Genomic DNA, 17,719 nt, shown 5'->3' on the forward strand with positions numbered 1-17,719 from the left:
GCGGGGGGAAAGGCTGAAAAGGCGAACATCGAACATCGAACGTCCAACATCGAACATCCAATGGCGCAGTCAGGACGGCGCAGTCAGGACATGGGTAACACTTTTAGCTCAGGACATGGGTAACACGGTTCGGGTTCAGGGTGACACTTCAGCGACGGGTTGGCCAGCTTCGCCGCCGCCCGGCCGGGCGGCGGCGAAGCTGGCGGTCGTTTCATCAAGATGGCCTACCAGCAGCCCGGCAAACCACACCTCGATCAGCCCGTCGGGCCGCGGCGACAGCCCGACGCTCCAGCCGCCCAGGGCAGTGCTGATGAGGATCTTCTCGCCGCGGTGGCTGATGGTGCCGCCGCGCGGATTGACCCGGCGCGTTTCCATCCCGCCGTAGTCGAGTTCGTCAGGGGTGCCTTCATAGCGCCGCGCCGAGGGGATGTAGATCTCGGCGGGCATCTTCATGCCGAGCGACTCGTGGGGGCGCTCGTGGTTGTATTCGTGCCGCCACACGTCGAAGGCGGCCTGGTCGCGGCCGATCCGCCCGGCCTGCAGCTCGCGGCTGATGTCGAGGTGCATCCGCTCGTGGGCGCCGTTGTCCTGCGGGCAGCCCGGCCGGCTGCGCTCCAAGCCGATGCCCAGGGCCAGCCACCAGCACGAGAGCTTGCTCAATCCCAGCAGCCCGGCATGGGTCGCAAACGGCGGGCCGTTGTCGCTGCGGATCGCACCGGGCAGGCCGTGGAGCTCGAACAGGCGCTCGAAGCAGGCCCGCACCGGGGCGGTCCGCGAGCTCTCCAGCGCCCGCATTTCCAGCAGCATCTTGCTATGTTCGTCCCGCACTGTCAGCGGCTCGACCTTCTGCCCGTCGGCTCCCAACCACCACCCCTTGAAGTCGATGGTCCAGATCTCGTTGGGCTTTTCCGCCTTGAGCCCGGAGGCGATGCGGCCTCCGTCGCGCGCCGCCCGGGTCTTGCGCGGGACGGTCAATCCGGCGTGTTCCAGGACCCGCTTGAAGCTGCTTTCACACGGGATCTCCCCGGCGTGCTTGCGCCCGTAAAGGGCGCGGATCTTGCGCGGTCCCCAGTGCGGGTGCGCTTGCTTGAGCTTTACGATCTCGCAAACCACGGCTTCGGCCAGCCCGTCGGGACTGGCATGCGGCCGGCGGCTGCGGTCCTCCATCCCCGCCATCCCGTGCTCCAGGAAGCGGGCCTGCCATTTGTAGCCGGTCTTGCGGCTGATGCCATACTCGGCGCACGGCCCCTTGAAGTCGGCGCTTTTGATCGCCTTCAAGGCGAATTCGATTTTAAGGTCCATTTTAGGGGTCTCTTTCCACGGCATCCCCCACCTTCCCAGAGGGAAAACGGAGAGGCCAGGTGTTACCCATGTCCTGAACCAATCGTGTTACCTATGTCCTGAACCTGGACCAATGAAAGCCAAAGGCGGGGAAGGCAGCTATCATAGCCACCCCCACCCGCCGCGCGGTAGCGCGCACTCCGATTGATGATTGGAAGATTGGTGATTGGGACTTCATTTCCGCGGAGCGGAAATGGAAAGGGCGCGAACTAGATTCCCCCCGGAGTCATGGTTCGCGCCCTTTCTGGGTAGTCCAGGTTTTCCGTTCGGCGAATCTTTCGGATCGATCTCCCCCCAGAGGTCAAATCCTTCGTAAGGGATACGCTGCACGGCCTGGCCTGTGCGCGGCACGCAGAAGCATGACGCGCGATCAAAAATTACGTAAAATATCGGGAATAGGAAAGGATTAATTGACCTTGAAAAGTGACTTTTCCAACGCAAAGCGGCTGAATGTTGCATTTTCAATGGTTTAGGGAGAGATCGGCGCTTGGGAAGGAGCGGTGGGTTGCCAGCGGGGGCATCGCTTGTTAGGAGTCAGGGAATGAAGCTAATTCGCTATGGCGAGGCAGGCAGGGAGGAGCCCGGGATCATTCTGAAAGACGGGCGCTGGCTGGACACGGGTGGCCAGTTCAACGACTACGACGAGGGGTTTTTCGCGATGGGGGGCCTGGAGGCCTTGCAAGCCTGGGTGGAGGACGGCTGTCCGGACGCGGAGGAGATTCCGCAGGATGTGCGGCTGGGTCCGCCCGTGGACCGGCCCTCGAAGATCGTCTGCGTGGGGAAGAACTACTTGGAGCACGCCAAGGAATTCGGGGAGGGCATCCCGACCGAGCCGGTGCTTTTCATGAAGGCCAGCACCTGCTGGAGCGGGCCGCACGACGACGTGATCTGCCCTTACGGCGCGAAGAAATTGGACTACGAAGTCGAGCTGGCGGTGGTGATCGGCAAGACCGCCGCCAATGTGAAGGAGGAGTTCGCGCTGGAGCACGTGGCAGGCTACTCGGTCTTCTGCGACTACTCGGAGCGGGCCTGGCAGAAGGAACTCGGCGGCCAATGGACGAAGGGCAAGAGCCACGATACCTTCGGCCCGATGGGGCCGTGGCTGGTGCCCGCCGAGGCGGTGCCGGACCCGCAGGGACTGCGGCTGTGGTGCAAGGTGAACAACGAACTCCGCCAGAACGGCTGGACCGGGGACATGATGTTCGGCGTGCGCCATCTGGTCGCCTACATCAGCCGCTTCATGACCCTGCTGCCCGGGGACGTGATCGCGACCGGCACGCCTGCGGGCGTGGGGATGGGCATGAAGCCGCCGCGCTACCTCGCCCCGGGGGATTGCGTGGAATTGGGAATCGAAGGACTCGGGGAAATGCGGCAGAGGGTGGTGGCTGCACCATGACGAAAGACCGGACATCGAATGCAGGCCTTCAGCGCGATGGCGGGGAATCCCTCCCTGCAATCCGCGCTTGCCCATCGTCGCAGTTGCGGACTACGCCGGGCGCGTCGTCCTGATTTTCCAACCATCCGAACCTGATGCGTATCGCACGTGCTCTTCTCTCCGTCTCCGATAAGACGGGTCTCGCCGAATTCGCCAAGCATCTTCACGAGCAAGGCGTCGAGCTGCTCTCGACCGGTGGCACGGCCAAGGCGCTGCGCGAGACCGGTCTCCCGGTGATCGATGTCTCCGAATTCACCGGCGCTCCGGAGCTTTTCGAAGGTCGTCTCAAGACCCTCCACCCGAAGGTCCACGGCGGCCTGCTCCACAAGCGCGATGACAAGGAGCACCTGGCGCAGGCCAAGGAGCACAATATCCCGCCCATCGATCTGGTGGTGGTGAATCTCTACCCCTTCGAGCAGACCATCGCCCGGCCGGACGTGACCTTGAGCGACGCGATCGAGAACATCGACATCGGCGGGCCCTCGATGCTGCGCAGCGCGGCGAAGAACTACGTGGCCGTGACCGTGGTCACCGACCCTTTGGACTATCCGCGGGTGATCGAGGAGATGATGGAGCATGGCGGGAACACCACCATCGGCTTCCGCGAGCACCTGGCGGTGAAGGTTTTCCTGCGCACCTCGCAATATGATGCGGCGATCTCGAACTACCTCGGCCAGTGCGGCCAGGGTTCGCGCTCGAATTTCATCGTCAGCCTGCCGCTGGAGATGGATCTGCGCTACGGCGACAATCCGCACCAGAAGGCCGCGCTCTACGGGGATTTCAAGAGCTGCTTCACCCAACTCCAGGGGAAGGAACTCAGCTACACCAATATCCTCGACATCGAGGCCGCGGCGGACCTGATCCTGGACTTCGTGCGACCGACCATCGGCATCCTCAAGCACACCAATCCCTGCGGCGTGGGCCAGGATGACGAGGACCTGCGGGTGGCTTGGCAGAAGGCTTTCGAGACCGACCGCCAGGCACCCTTCGGCGGCGTGATCGTCTGCAACCGCCCGCTCACGGAAGGCGTGGCGCGGATCATCTCGGAGATTTTCACCGACGTGATCATCGCGCCGGACTACGAACCGGAAGCCCGTGCGGTGCTGCAGAAGAAGAAGAACCTGCGCATCATGAAGCTCAACGACGCCTATCTGGCTTCGAAGCGTGCGCCGGTGATCCGCTCCTGTCCGGGTGGCCTGATGGTCATGGACCGCGACCACACCGCGCTGGGCCTCGACAATCTTGAAAGCAAGGTCGTGACCAAGCGCCCGCCGACGGAAGAAGAGATGCGCGCGATGCGCTTCGCCTGGCGGGTCGTGAAGCACGTGAAGTCGAATGCGATTGTCTACGCGAAGTCCGACCGCACGCTCGGCATCGGCGCCGGCCAGATGAGCCGGGTCGACAGCTCGCGGATCGCGGTCTGGAAGGCGAAGGAAGCCGGACTTGAGCTGAAGGGCTCGGTGCTCGCTTCGGACGCGATGTTCCCCTTCGCGGACGGCCTGCAAGCCGCGATCGAAGCCGGTGCCACCGCCTGCATTCAGCCCGGCGGATCGATGCGGGATGAAGAAGTCATCGCCGCCGCGGATGCCGCGGGCATGGCGATGATCTTCACCGGCCACCGGCATTTCAGGCATTGATGCGGTCGACGACTCGCGTCGTCGATGGCTGCTCCGATGTCGGGGCGATCAGGCGCTCTTTCACGTGATCACGTGATAGTGGAAGGGGCGGCGCGTGATAGCTTGAAGAAGTGGTTCTCCTCGCCGCCGCCATGATCCTGTTCCTGATGGTGACGACCAGTCTGGTCGGCATCCTGGTGGGATTGCGCCCGATCCGGTCGAAAGGAGCGGCTGGGGAGAAGCTGGTGAAGAAGCGCTTGGAAGATCTCAATCCGGAGTTGTATCGCGTCTTCCACGATCTCTATCTCCCGCGTGCGGACGGGACCGGTCTGACCCAGGTGGATCACGTGGTGATCTCGCGCTTCGGGGTCTTCGTGCTGGAGACGAAGAATTACGACGGCTGGATCTTCGGCAGCACCCGGCAGAAAATGTGGACGCAGTCGATCTTCGGCCGCAACCGGCAGTTCCCGAACCCGCTGCATCAGAACTATCTTCACGTGCAGGCGGTGAAGGTCCTGCTGGGCTTGGTGGACCGGAAGCTCCACTCGCTGGTCTTCTTCGTGGACGGGGATTTCCGCACCGAGATGCCGGACAATGTGATCTGCAGCGACCTCTGCGGCTGGATCGCGAGTCACCGCGTGGTGATGCTGGACGATGCGATGCTCCAGGAAGCCATCCTGAAGGTGGAGGAACTGGAGAAGCAGACGGACCGCAAGGCGGCCCGGGTCAAGCATCTGCAGCAGTTGAAAGAGCGCGGCCGCCAAGGCCCGCGCGTCACCGGCGAACGCGACCTCCCCGGGGAGATCGCGGAAATCCTGCCGCCTCCTCTGCCGCCATCACCGTGGTCGGCAGGCAGGCAGGACGCACCGGCAGCCGCAGGTCAGCGCCTTGTGTCCCGTGCGGGGTCGGCATGACCGGCGCGGGCGTTCGGCGGCTATCATCGCTGCGGGTGAAAGGACGTGAAGTCAGTTTCGAGGCCTTGCGGCGGCAGAAGCGGCGTGCCCGCGCGCGGGACGCAAAGCGTTTGGCGGATGGCGAGGTCATGCCCGCACAATTGCAGGAGGAGAATTCCTTCATTCCCGCTGGCACCCCGATGCGGATCGTGAATCTAGCTGCTCCCTTTCTCCGCGATCTCCTCTGCGCCTCCGCGTTTCGTTCCCCCCAACCGCCCATTATTCTGCCTTTCATCCGTGTGAATTTTTTAAGTGCGTCTCGCCTGCCGCAGGACTATGGCATCGCCATGCTCCTGGGGGTGAACATCGATCATGTGGCGACCTTGCGGCAGGCGCGCTATGCCTTGCTGCCCGATTCGCCGAATGCGGAGCCTTCGCCCTTGCAGGCCGCGCTGGATGCGCAGGCGGGGGGAGGGGACTCGATCACGATTCACGTCCGCGCAGACCGCCGCCACATGCAGGACCGCGATGCCTTCGAGATCCGCAAGGGCTGCGCCCTGCCGGTGAACCTTGAAATCGGCGTGACCGCCGAGATGACCGCGCTGGCGCTGGAACTGCGGCCGGAGTTCGCCTGCCTGGTCCCGGAGACGCGGGAAGAAGTCACCACGGAAGGTGGCCTCGACGCTGCAGGACGCCTGGCTGAAGTGAAGGCCTGCGTGGCCCGGCTGCACGACGCGGGGATTCGCGTATCCCTGTTCATCGATCCCGATCTGCACCAGATCGAAGCGGCAGCCGCGAGCGGCGCCGAGATGATCGAGCTGCACACCGGGTGCTTCGCCAATGCCGTCGACGGCGACCTCGAACGCGAGATCGCGAGACTGATCGCGGCGGCCAAGGCCGGCCACGCCGCGGGCCTGCAGGTGAATGCCGGGCACGGCATCAATTACGCGAACATCCACCGCCTCTTCGTCGTGCCGCACCTGGCAGAGCTGAATATCGGCCACAGCATCGTCTCGCGGGCGATGCGGATCGGCTTCACCGCCGCGGTGGCGGAGATGAAGGCGCTGATGGCCGGCTATCCGCTTGTTTGAGCAAGTTCAAGCTTGGCACTTGGCACTTCTCCCTTGGAACTTCCCCGCATGCGCATCATCGGCATCGGCATCGACGTGGTGGAGGTGGAGCGCATCGGTTCCTCGATGGCGGAATTCGGCGAACGCTTCGCCACCCGCATCTTCACCGAGGCCGAGCGGGCCTATTGCGATGCCCAGCGCCGGCCGGAGATCCACTACGCCGCGCGCTTCGCGGCGAAGGAAGCGGTGGCCAAGGCCTTCGGCACCGGCATCGGCAAGGAACTCGGCTGGCTGGACATGGAAATCGTCCGCAAGGATAGCGGCGAGCCGGAGCTCGTCCTGACAGGAACGGGCAAGGCCTTCGCGGAGGCTCGCGGGATCGGCGAGGTGAAGATCAGCCTCAGCCACGCCCACCACTACGCCGCGGCGAATGCCGTGGCGCTGGGGGAGTGAGTGGCTGTCTGAAAACTGGCGAAGGCAGTGACCTTTCTCCGAAAGGTCCGGCGGGGGACGGGTTGAAGCCCCGCTACGATGCTGGCTCGGATTGGAGCCGGACCGCTCGGAGAGCGATCCCTGCCTTTTTAAGACAGCCTCTTAGCGGGCTTACTTCGCCTCGGACCGCAGCTGGATCTTGATCGCGTTCTTCTCGCCGAGGTATTTCTTGGCGATCTCGCCCAGATCCTTCGGAGTTATCGAGGCCACGTCGGCATCCCGGCCGCGGACCAGATCGAGAACGTCGGGAGTCTCCTGCGATTTGGCCAGCACGTTGCCGAGCCAGTAAGAGTTGTCGCGCTTGCTCTTCTCGATCTGGGCGATCACCGGCTTGCGGGCTCGGTCCAGTTCGTCGTCATCCAGGCCCTTCTCGGCAAGTTCGGCGGCCAGCGTCGCGGCGACGTCGGTGAGCTTTTTCACGTCCTCGGGCTTGCCCACCGCATCGGAGATCAGGTAGCCGAAGCCTTCGAGGCCGTCCGAGCCATCGGGATTGGCACCGGGGCTGTAAGAGGCACCGAGCTTCTCGCGGATCTCCTTGCGCAGGCGATCGCTGAGAATCTCGCCGAGCAGGTTCAGGCGGCGCACGAACTTGGTGTTGTTGCGCAGGCCTTCGGTCTTCCACACCACGTGGGCGGTGGCTTGGGGAATCTTGCTGTCGTAGGTGAAGGTCTTCTCGGCCGGTGCCTTCGGGAAAGTGACCTTGCGCGCCGCGGGCAGCGCGGGTTTCTCGGTCTCCCGCGGGCCGAGCGCTCCGAAGGTCTTCAGGACCAGCGGCAGCATCGTGCTCTCATCGAAGTCGCCGACGATGCTGATCTCAAGGTAGCCCTTCGTGAGCGCCGGCGTCAGCCACTTGCGGGCGTCATCCAGCGTATAGGAAGCCAGCTTGGTCTCCTCCGGCAGGGTCCAGCGGAAGTCGCCACCGTGGAGCCAGGACTCCAGCCCCGCCTGCGCTCCGCCGACGGTGTGGCGGATCTGCTGATAGAGTTCCGGGATGCTCTTGCGGAATTGCACCAGGGCCTCATCGCGATAGCCGGGGTCGGTCATCTGCGCGCACATCAGCTGGAGTTCCAACTCGAGATCCTCGGGCGTCGTGCGCCCGGAAAGGATGAAGGCATCGTCTGCGATCGAGAAGCCGGTGCCGACGTTCCGCCCCGCCAGGATCTGCTGGAGATCGTCCACCGAGTGTTTGCCCAGACCACCGGCATCGAAGACGCTGGCGGCGAAGAAATCGATCCCCGGTGAATCCTTCGGCTGGGTCAGCTTGCCGGAGCCGATGCGGGCGAGAATGCGGATGCCGGATTTCTCGAAGTCAGTCTGCTTGAAGTTCAGCCGCACGCCGTTCGAGAGCATGAGCTGGCTCAGGCCGAGATCGGCGATGTCCTTGCGGCTCTTCACCGTGCCCGGATTGCCGAAGGCGGAATAGCCGAAGGGAATCATGTTCTTCTGCTCCGGCGCCTCGATCTCCTTGCCACGGGATTCCTCGTAGAGGGAGGACAAGGTAGCGACAGCGTTCTCCGGCTCGACCTTCGTGGTCAGCACCAGGTGGAAGCCGCGGTTCGCCCAGAAGTCGCGGAAGGCGACGTGGCAGGTCTCCGGAGTCGCGGTGTCCAGACCGCCGCTGATGATCTCCAGATCCGTCTCCGGCGTGGAGAAGACCGAGCCCTCGTTGATCGAGCGCGCGATGCCGGTCGCCAGCGCGTCGGACTTGCGGCTCGGCGCGGTCTTCACCGCCTGCTGGTAAGCATTCAGCACGTTGGCCTTGGCCTCGGCGAGTTCGGACTCGGTGAAGCCGAATTCCACCGCGCGGCGATACTCCTGCTCCAACACCGGCAGCGCCTCCTGCCAGCGGTCGTCAGCCACCGCCACATCGAAGGAACCCAGCTCGGCATGATTGAAAAGCTCCTCGCGGCTCGCGCTGCCACCCGTGACCGGTGAGCCGTCGGCCTTCGCCAGGCGCTCGAAACGGCGGGCGATCGCAGCGTGCGCCAGCTCCAGCGGCAGCATCGAAAGCCGCCGGGTGCGGGTGTCCGCGACCGGCGCGAAGGAGCGCACGGAAACCAGGCTCAGGCTGGTGGAGGGCACCTCCTTGTCGGTGAAGACCGCCGCCTTCACACCCTCAACCGGCGTGATCTTGCCGAGATCAGGGTTCTTCCCGGCATCCGCCGGATTGGCCAAGCTGCCGAAGCTCTCCTTGATCTGCGCCTCGAAGGCCGCCGGATCGACATTGCCGACCACGATGAAGGTCATCCGCTGCGGCGTGTAGAAGCGCGTGTAGTAATCGACGAAGCGCTCGCGCGTCGCGTTCTTGATGACCTCTTCCTCGCCGATCGGGAAGCGCTTCGGCACCAGCGAATCCGGCAGGAGCTCGCCGAATTGCTTCAGCATCAGCCGCATCCCCACGCTATCGCGAGTGGTCTTCTCCGAAAGAATCACGCCGCGCTCCTTGTCGATCTCCTCGATGTCGAGCTTCGCCCCGTCGCCGAAGTCGCGCATCACGGTGAAGCCCAGATCGAGCATGTCCTTGGACAGGTCCGGCAGGTCGAGCATGTAGACCGTCTCGTCGAAGGAAGTGTAGGCATTCACGTGCGCGCCGAAGCCGATGCCGAGGCGCTGCATCTTCGGGATCAGGTCGTCGGGCGTGAAGTGCTTCGAGCCATTGAAGACCATGTGCTCCAGGAAGTGGGCCAGGCCGCGCTGGTCATCCGTCTCCATCAGCGAACCGGTGGCGATGTGCAGGCGCAGCGAAACGCGGTTCGGCGGCTCGGCATTCGGCACGATCATGTAGCGCAGGCCGTTCGGCAGCTTGCCGAAGACCGCCTTCGGGTCGGGCTTGATATCGCTCTGCTCCTGCGGCCACGGCTTGGCACCATCGGGACTCGCTGCCACCGGAGCCTCGGTCTTCACCGCCACCGGCGGCTTCGCGTCCGGGGCTTTCCCGGCGTCCGGGGCGGCCTCGGTCGTCTCGGCGGCGGGCGTTTCCTGCGGCGGCGTCACCGTCACCTTAGGCGGCTCCGGTTTGCTGATCAGGAAGAAGGCCGCCACGGCGGCCAGAAGCAGGCTGAGGATGATGGGAGCCGGATTCCGCATGGCATGAACCTCGCTTGACGGAGGCGGGATTGGCAACGGGGAAAGCGTCACCGCGGGCAGGGAATTTTTTCCGAGAATCGGTATTGCAATATTTCGCCCGGCGTGGTGCTTTTCCGCCCCGCCGATCCGGCGGGGCAAAACAAAACGCGCGCGTGGCGGAATTGGTAGACGCGCTAGATTCAGGTTCTAGTGGGGGCAACCCCGTGGTGGTTCGAGTCCACTCGTGCGTATTGTTTTTCAAATCAGAGAGTTAAGGGGCCTGCTGAGGCTCCTTTTTGTGCCCTTGAAAGGTGACGGTGCAAGGCCGGCTTCAGGGAGGACTTCAACAAACGCTTCTCCCTCCGTCCTTATCATGCCACGCATCTCAGGATGGTCGGCGGCACCCCACATGTCTCCTCGCGAAGATTCGTCCGTGCGGCGGGGTTCATCCTGATCGGCGTGCTGCTGGGTAGCCTCGTCAGCCAGCTCACCGCCCGCTCGTTCGTAGGTCCTTCCATTCGACCCACCGCCTACCTATCGGACGGTGCAATCGTTGGAGCTGTTTTGGGAACCATTCTCGCTTCCTTCCACCGCTCGTGGAAAGCGGTCATCGGCCTCGGGTTTGCGGGCCTGCTTCTCTTTGCGCTGGTCTACCACTGGTTCCTCTTGGCCCTGCTCGGGATCTAGCAGCGCTCCTTCCGGCGGCGTCAGTGGATGAGGGCTGCCCGCTTTCTTCTCGGAACCGGGCCGGTCATTCGCCGGTCAAAGCTGGTTCGGCCTGATATCTCTTAAAGAAAAAGGAGGGTCGCCGCGAACGGCGACCCTCCAGGTCCCTGTCAGGGCTGTGTCATGAGCTCCCGATAGACCGAGGGGTCCGCAAACCTGCCCTACTAGCGGCCGGTGGGATGAAATTCATAGAAGTACAGGACGCCCCGAAACTCTCCGGGCCGGCTTAGGGAGGGAGTCGCGCCGGGAGCGGGCCTTGCAGGCCGGCTCCCGGTGTGAGGACCGGTCCGGAGGTTTCGGGGATATCCAGGTTGGGGAGGGGGGGCGGGGGGATGATAGCGGATGATGCGCAACCGCTATTCGGGGAGTCTTGGCCGCGAATTCGGGAATCTTATGCCGAGTCATGTCTTTTTTTGCGGCGGTGCTTGACGGGGTTTTGGCCAATGGCGATCAACCTAGCGATGAATGAAGGGCTGAAGACCTCGGAGACCCAGTTGCGGGCTCTTCAGGACCGGGGTTCAGATCGCGACTGGGAAGGCTTCTACGGCAAATATGCAGGCGTCATCCTGAGCTTTTGCCGGAAGCAGGGACTCGATGAGTTCTCGGCCCGCGACGTCCTGCAGGAATCCATGATCCTGCTGATGAGCAAGCTCCCCGGATTCACCTATTCAGCGAGCAAGGGACGCTTCCGCAATTGGCTGCTTACCTTGGTTTACGGCAAGGTGCGCGATGCCCGCCGCCGCTTGCGCCGTCTCGCGGAGCAGCCTTGGTGCGAGTTTGCCCCCTCCCAGGAAGCCCTGCCGGCAGGAGACGTGGGCGATCCCCAGGCGGAGGAAGTCGAGGCGGCATGGAAGCTCACCCTCGTCGAGGAAGCCTTGCGGCGTCTCAAGCGGAACCCGCGGATCAAGCCGGAAACCGTCGCGGTCTTCGAGGCCTGCGTGCTTCAGAACATGACCATCACCGCCGCCGCGGAAAAATTTGGGTTGGAAGAGAATAATATCTATCAGATCAAGAACCGGTTGATCCGCCGGTTGCGCGAGGAGATAGACGATCTGGAGCAAAATTAACCACTCCCACTCCGGATGCCCCTATGAGCGAGCTTGATTTTCAGAAGCAGGTTCAAGATGCGAGCAGAACCCTCGGGATCACCCACAACGAGCCCGACGGATTGTTGGACCAGTTGCGGGCCTTGGAGGGCCTCCTGACCTCGCTCCCGGTGGCTCCCACGGAGCCTTCCCTGATTTTCCGCGATCCGGCGGGCAAGATCCAGATCTGCGCGATCGGCTCCGGACTGATCTTCGGCCGCTCCGCCGAATGCCGGATCTGCTTCCCCGGCCACCGCGAGATCAGCAAGCAGCACTTCGAGATCCAGCCGCTGCAGTCGGATTACATCCTGCGCGATCTGGGCTCGACCAATGGCACCTTCGTGAATTTCGATTCAAATGCGGTCCAGCAGCGTCTCTTGATCGATGGCGACCTGATCCGGATTGCCGCCTTCCGCTTTGCTTTCATCCGGGCGCAAACCTTCGAGTCCCTTGAACTTCAAGCCTCGTCCCCTCCATGAAACCGCGGTCGAAAGTGCTGGCGGTTTCACTTCGCTCATCTCAGGTTCTTTCGTGATCAGAGGCCGGTTTCCCTATGCCGCTTCCCCGCACCGAAATAACGATTTCCCATCGCGGGAAACTCCTCCTGCGAAGCATCCTGACTCCAGGGGATTACATCGTGGGGTCGGATTCCCCTGATTCTGATCTTCGGGTCGACTGTCCGGGCATTTCCCCCCGCCACGCCCGCCTTTCGCTGAGTGCCCATCTTCTCACCGTGGAAGACCTCGGGAGCACGGAGGGCAGCTTCATCAACGACCACCGCATCGTCGAGCCGGTGCGTCTTTTCCCCAATCAGAAGCTGAAGCTCGGCTCGGAGGCGGAGCTCTCCGCGACCCGCTTCCGGGATGAAGAGGATCCGGAAGCGTCCTGCTCCATCCAGCAGGCCTACGTCGATCGCCTGCTGCCCCCCGAACTCCGCCAGCGCCTGAAGTACGAGGTCAATCACGAGGTCGCGCGCGGCGGGATGGGCACCGTGTTCTGCGCCCGCGAGACGCCGATCCGCCGCGAGGTCGCCATGAAGGTCATGCTCTCGCAGGCCAACGAGGGCGCGGTGGCCCGCTTCATCAAGGAAGCCCAGGTGACCGGCCAGTTGGAACACCCGAATATCGTGCCGATTCACGAACTCGGGGTCGATGAGCAGGACCAGCTCTTCTACACGATGAAGTACGTGCGGGGGATCACCTTGAAGGAAGCCCTCGCCCGCCTCGCGCGCGGCGAGCCGGAGGCGCTCCGCCAGTTCCCCCTGTCCCGCTTGCTCGCCATCTTCGACAAGGTGTCCGACGCGGTGGCCTTCGCTCATTCGCGGCGCGTCATCCACCGCGACCTAAAGCCTGAGAACATCATGCTGGGGAAGTTCGGGGAGGTCCTGGTCATGGACTGGGGCCTATCCGCCGTCCTGCCGGATCAAAAAGGATCTTCCGCGAAGAATGGATCAGCCGCACCGGTGGCAGCCGGGGATCTGGTGTCCCTGCTCTCCGCCGACCTCCCGGGCGCTGCCGACCACTCCTTCGCGGGCACGCCCCAATACATGGCTCCCGAGCAAGCCCGCGGCGAGATCCGGGCGATCGACACCCGCTGTGATATCTACGCCCTGGGTGCCATCCTGTTTAACATCCTCTTCCTCGAAAGGCCGATCCCCGGGGACGAGGTTGAAGAGGTCCTGGAGAACGTCCGGGCCGGGCGCACGCGGCTGGTGGAGGGCCCGCCGCTGCCCAGGAACCTGGCTCATTGCGGGGGCCAGGCACCGCCGGTCTCCTTGGTCGCCGTGGTCCGGAAAGCGATGGCTCCCGCCCTGGCGGATCGCTATGCCAGCGTGACAGAGCTTCAGTCGGAAATCCGCAACTACGCCGCCGGCTTCGCCACCACGGCGGAGCAGGCCGGCATCTCCCGGCAGTTTCTCCTCGGCTTGGCGCGCTACCGGCGCGAGGCCAGATGGGTCGCCGCATTCCTGCTGATTCTTGCCGTGGTCGGGGGCTTGGCCTTGGTCCGACTCTTTCACGAACGCCACCGTGCGGAGTCCGCACTCGCCGACCTGAGCGCGACGGCCCCCTCCTTCATTGACCAGGCCCGCCTGCTGGCGGGCCAACAACGCTTTGAAGAGGCCTTGGAAGCCCTCGACTACGCGCTCCGGCTCCGGCCCGATACGGTCGAAGCCTATCTGCTGAAGGGCGACCTGCTCCAAGCCAATCTCCGCCTCTCCGCAGCCGCCTCCGCCTACCGCCAGGCAGAGCGACTCGACCCCTCGCTTCATCGCGCCCGCTCGAATGCCGAGCTTTGCGAGCGGCTCGCGGCCCGTGAAGCGAGCGAGGGCGGTTTATCCCGGGAAGCCACGGGAGAGATCTTTGAGGCGATGGAGACGGAACGCCGCCTCCCCGCGCTCCTCCTCCCGATCAGCCGGATCCTCGGGAAAGAGAATGCCGTGATCCGGCAGTTCTGGCAGGAGCATTTGAACCAGCTCGGCAGTCCGGGGAGCCGCTCTTGGGAAACCCGGCTCGCGGTGCGGGCGGACGGGCAATTTGAACTCGATCTCAGCGATACCTCCATCGCCGACCTCGGCCCGATCTCGGAGATGCCGATCAGCGTCCTCAATCTCCGGAAGTGCGGGCACATCGAGGATCTGGAGCCCCTGCGGAAAATGCCTCTCCGCACGCTTGTTCTCGATGGCAGCGGCGTGGTGGACCTCGCTCCCTTGAAGGCGCTCAAGCTCGAGGAGCTGTCGCTTGCGGGCACCGGCGTGTTGGATCTCTCCCCCCTCGCGGACAGCACCTTGCTCCGTCTCGATTGCTCGGACATTCCCGCCATCTCTTTCTCGGCTCTGGCCCAAACCCGCTTGGAGACGCTCTCGCTCGCCGGAACACAGGTCGGCGATCTGTGGTTCCTCCGCGGCCTGCCGCTGCGGGTGCTGCGGCTCGACGATTGCCCCGCCGCGCGCGGCTACTCGGCCCTGCTCGATCTACGGAACCTGGAAGTGCTGACCTTGCCGCGGAACTTCTATGACCTTCCGGTCGAGGACCTGTCCAGCCTGCGGGTCTTGAGCCACCGGCAGCACCTCCGTCAGGTCGTCGCCGACGCGGTGCCGACTTTCCGCTTGGGAAAGGAAGAGAACAGCGAGGCCTTCTGGAAACAATGGGAGCCCGAACTGGCCTGGCTCGAGATCCTCCGCCGTGCCGCGAAAGGCAGCGCCGAGCGCATGCCGGACGGCACATGGTCGGTCAACTTGGAGAACTCGTCCGTGGCCGACATCGGCTTTCTCAAAGGCGCCCGGATCAGCAAACTCAAGCTCCTCAATGCTCCGGTCACGGATCTGGGGCCGCTTGTCGGCATGCCGCTGGAATCGCTGGACCTGCGCAAGACGAAAGTCACCGATCTGGCATTCCTGCGTGACATGCCTTTGAAGGAACTCTTGCTCTGGCAGAACGCGGTTTCGGACTTCTCGCCCATCTCCTCGCTGTCGAAGTTGGAGTCGCTGGATCTCTCGGAGACTTCATTCTCCGACCTCAGCCTCCTCCCGACGAAACGGATGACGCTGCTGCGGATCGGAAGCACCGAGGTTACGGACCTCTCGCCGCTTGCCGGCATGCATCTGGAGAAGCTCCACTGCGATAATGTGGCCGTGACCAGCATCCGCCCGCTGCTGGAATGCGAAGGGCTCCGCTGGCTCATCTTCCCTGAAACCGCCTTGGATATCGGGCTTCTGGAGGAGTATCCGACCTTGGAGCGCTTGTCGCTTCACTCCGGGCCCGAGAGCGAACCGACGCATACCGCCGCCGAGTTTTGGAACTTGCGGAACCCGCGCTAGAAGTCTGTCCTGTTAGAGAATCGCTGGAGCTGGCGTAAGATCCGGGCTGCGCCCGCCAATACACCGTCGGCGTCCCCCGGCCTCGTTTTGCACCCCCGTCTAAATCCATTCCATGGCGAACTCTTTTGAAGAATACTGGCACTATCACTCGGAGGCTCAGGCCGACCGGATCTCCGAACCAAGTCCCGAAGGTGCAGCCGCAGCCATAGTTGAACCGGGCGTCACACCGGCTGCCGAAGCGAAGGTCGCAGCCGCCGTCCAAGCCGCCATTGCACCGGCTGCCGCACCGGAAGGCATGCGGCCGATGGCCCTCGCCGAATCGGAAGGTCCCCAGTTCGATCTCGGATTTATCACCGACCGCTTGCGCCCGAATCATCAGGTCAGCTTGGTCGCGGAAGCCACCGGATGGTCCCGCGAGATCTTCGGCGTCTACTGGTACGGTGCATGGCGCTTCCGCTTGCAAACGTCCACCTTCCGGAAGGGCAGCTCGTACCGTTTCAGGCTCGATGGCTGCATTGAATCGGAACCTCTCAAGCTCGAAGGTGCCCGCAATACCTACCTGAATGAGAATGACGTCAAGTTCCCCGCGATTCCGGAGCGCTTCATCCACGGTTACGAAAACCTGCGGGTGTGCGAGGACCAGCAGCAGCAAAATGTCTTCGAAGCCCTGCCGCCGGAAGCCGTCGATTGGGACGTGATTGTGATCGGTTCCGGCATGGGTGGCGGCACTCTGGCCGATGCGCTGACCGACCATCGCGCCGCCAATTCCCCCAGGGTGCTGGTCCTCGAGGCCGGCTCGCTGGAATACGACACCCACGTCTACAACAAGCCGCTCGCCGCTTTCGGCCGCTCGATCAATGGCCACGAAGTCCGGAACTACGAGAAAGAGAACGACCAGTCCAGCTTCGGGATGTTCCCGCAGATGAACTTCGGCGGCCGCTCCTTGTTCTGGTCGGGCCTGATTCCCCGCATGAAGGACTGGGAGCTGGCCAATTGGCCGCAGTCGATCGCGGACGATCTCCGCCACTCCCGCTATGACAAGGCTGAGGCGCTCTTGCGCAAGCACGTCTCCGGCGGCACCTACCAGGAAGAACTGATCAAGGACCTCTCCGGGAAGTTTCCCGGCTTCGAGGTGGTCGATACCCCGCGCTCCATGCATCAGCCGGAGCTCAGCGGCAATGGCGGGACCATGCCGGAGAGCTTCCTCTTCCGCTCCACCGGCACCTATTCCAGTGCCGAACTGCTCCTCGATTCCCTGCGCAGTTACGCCGATCCCGGCACCGGCCGCTTGTTCGTGCAGTGCAATCATCTCGTGACCGAACTGGTGACAGAGGATGGGAAGGTAACCGAAGTCGTCTGCCAGGATCTGGTCGGCAATCGCGAGCGCAGGTTCCGCGGGAAGTTCGTCGTCCTCGCGGCGGGCTCGCTGGAAAGCGCGCGCCTCGCCATGGTCAGCAAGCTGGAGCCGCAAAACCTGATCGGCACCGGCCTCACCGATCACCCGTCCTACTACGCGCCGAACGATGGCAACTTCCAGCTCAAGGAGAACTCGACTTATGCCGGCCGGCTGCGCCACGCGAAGATCTTCCTCTACCCGAAACAAATGTGGCAGGGCCACTGGTTCAACGTGGAGATGGTCATCAACGGTGACTACTGGAACTCGCGCCACGCCGACCAGGACGTGCTGGATGCCAGCCACCGGCCGGACGGCCGCTCGACCGTCAACTTCAAGTTCATCTTCGGCAGCCCCCTCATCGATAGCAACCGGGTCACTCTCGGCGGCCCGGAAGGGAAGCTGAAGGTCCACGTCCCGCCGAATCCCTTCGGCGAAAACGCGCGCCCCGCGGTCAGGAATCTCCTGCGCGAGCTGATGGAGGCCCTGCAGGTCGAGCCCGTGAACCTGGAGGAGCCTTGGACCCTGCACTTCGGGAACGGCGGAACGGTGAACCACGCCGGCGGCACGCTCCGCATGGGAAATCCTGGCCGACCCCGCGTGGTCGATGAGAACCTCAAGTTCGAGCACTACGACAACCTCTACGCCTGCGACCCTTCGGTCTATCCCTACATCCCGGCGGCCAATCCTTCGCTCACCTTGGTAGCTCTGGCCCTTCGCTTGGGGGATCATCTGGCAGGACGATTGTCGAATCACCTGGCCGAACGAACGGCACGCGACTAACC

At 63.6% G+C, this 17,719-nt stretch carries 12 protein-coding genes and 1 tRNA gene; 11 read left to right on the forward strand and 2 right to left on the reverse strand.

The features are described from left to right. Positions 1 to 135: 135 nt before the first annotated feature. A complete protein-coding gene (locus ABWK72_RS00140; protein ID WP_367872746.1) occupies positions 136 to 1,302 on the reverse strand; it encodes a helix-turn-helix domain-containing protein in 1,167 nt (388 codons plus the stop codon). A gap of 580 nt (positions 1,303 to 1,882) precedes the next feature. Here ABWK72_RS00140 and ABWK72_RS00145 point away from each other — a divergent pair. The 5 genes from ABWK72_RS00145 (at position 1,883) to acpS (ending at position 6,808) form a co-directional block, all read left to right on the forward strand. Further along, on the forward strand, positions 1,883 to 2,737 hold the full coding sequence (locus ABWK72_RS00145; protein ID WP_367872747.1) for a fumarylacetoacetate hydrolase family protein: 855 nt from the start codon (positions 1,883 to 1,885) through the stop codon (positions 2,735 to 2,737). 134 nt (positions 2,738 to 2,871) lie between these two features. Continuing rightward, positions 2,872 to 4,413 carry a bifunctional phosphoribosylaminoimidazolecarboxamide formyltransferase/IMP cyclohydrolase gene (gene purH, locus ABWK72_RS00150; protein ID WP_367872748.1) on the forward strand — a complete coding sequence of 514 codons (1,542 nt, stop codon included), beginning with the start codon at positions 2,872 to 2,874 and terminating at the stop codon, positions 4,411 to 4,413. Between the two features lie 110 nt (positions 4,414 to 4,523). Then, positions 4,524 to 5,306, forward strand: a complete 783-nt coding sequence (locus ABWK72_RS00155; protein WP_367872749.1) for a nuclease-related domain-containing protein — start codon at positions 4,524 to 4,526, stop codon at positions 5,304 to 5,306. 35 nt (positions 5,307 to 5,341) lie between these two features. Beyond that, positions 5,342 to 6,376 carry a pyridoxine 5'-phosphate synthase gene (locus ABWK72_RS00160; RefSeq protein ID WP_367872750.1) on the forward strand — a complete coding sequence of 345 codons (1,035 nt, stop codon included), beginning with the start codon at positions 5,342 to 5,344 and terminating at the stop codon, positions 6,374 to 6,376. Positions 6,377 to 6,424: 48 nt separating this feature from the next. Further along, positions 6,425 to 6,808 (forward strand): holo-ACP synthase, encoded by a 384-nt coding sequence (acpS, locus tag ABWK72_RS00165; RefSeq protein WP_367872751.1) that lies wholly within the window; start codon positions 6,425 to 6,427, stop codon positions 6,806 to 6,808. Positions 6,809 to 6,958: 150 nt separating this feature from the next. Here the strand turns inward: acpS and ABWK72_RS00170 are convergent, their stop codons facing one another. Further along, on the reverse strand, positions 6,959 to 9,934 hold the full coding sequence (locus tag ABWK72_RS00170; RefSeq protein ID WP_367872752.1) for a M16 family metallopeptidase: 2,976 nt from the start codon (positions 9,932 to 9,934) through the stop codon (positions 6,959 to 6,961). Between the two features lie 146 nt (positions 9,935 to 10,080). Between ABWK72_RS00170 and ABWK72_RS00175 the strand changes: the two genes are divergently transcribed. The 6 genes from ABWK72_RS00175 to ABWK72_RS00200 all read left to right on the forward strand — a co-directional run bounded on the left by ABWK72_RS00175 (position 10,081) and on the right by ABWK72_RS00200 (position 17,717). After that, positions 10,081 to 10,164 (forward strand) — tRNA-Leu (locus tag ABWK72_RS00175). Positions 10,165 to 10,303: 139 nt separating this feature from the next. After that, the gene (locus tag ABWK72_RS00180) at positions 10,304 to 10,600 is read left to right on the forward strand and encodes a hypothetical protein (protein WP_367872753.1); all 297 of its coding nucleotides are present in this window, start codon (positions 10,304 to 10,306) and stop codon (positions 10,598 to 10,600) included. 482 nt (positions 10,601 to 11,082) lie between these two features. After that, positions 11,083 to 11,706: an RNA polymerase sigma factor gene (locus ABWK72_RS00185; protein WP_367872754.1), complete on the forward strand. Its 624-nt coding sequence runs from the start codon at positions 11,083 to 11,085 to the stop codon at positions 11,704 to 11,706. Between the two features lie 23 nt (positions 11,707 to 11,729). After that, positions 11,730 to 12,203 (forward strand): FHA domain-containing protein, encoded by a 474-nt coding sequence (locus ABWK72_RS00190; RefSeq protein ID WP_367872755.1) that lies wholly within the window; start codon positions 11,730 to 11,732, stop codon positions 12,201 to 12,203. 74 nt (positions 12,204 to 12,277) lie between these two features. Continuing rightward, the gene (locus ABWK72_RS00195; protein WP_367872756.1) at positions 12,278 to 15,541 is read left to right on the forward strand and encodes a protein kinase; all 3,264 of its coding nucleotides are present in this window, start codon (positions 12,278 to 12,280) and stop codon (positions 15,539 to 15,541) included. 112 nt (positions 15,542 to 15,653) lie between these two features. After that, positions 15,654 to 17,717: a GMC oxidoreductase gene (locus ABWK72_RS00200; RefSeq protein ID WP_367872757.1), complete on the forward strand. Its 2,064-nt coding sequence runs from the start codon at positions 15,654 to 15,656 to the stop codon at positions 17,715 to 17,717. The last annotated feature ends 2 nt before the right edge of the window (positions 17,718 to 17,719 follow it).

It is taken from the genome of Luteolibacter sp. Populi, from assembly GCF_040801775.1.
Classification (GTDB): domain Bacteria; phylum Verrucomicrobiota; class Verrucomicrobiia; order Verrucomicrobiales; family Akkermansiaceae; genus Haloferula.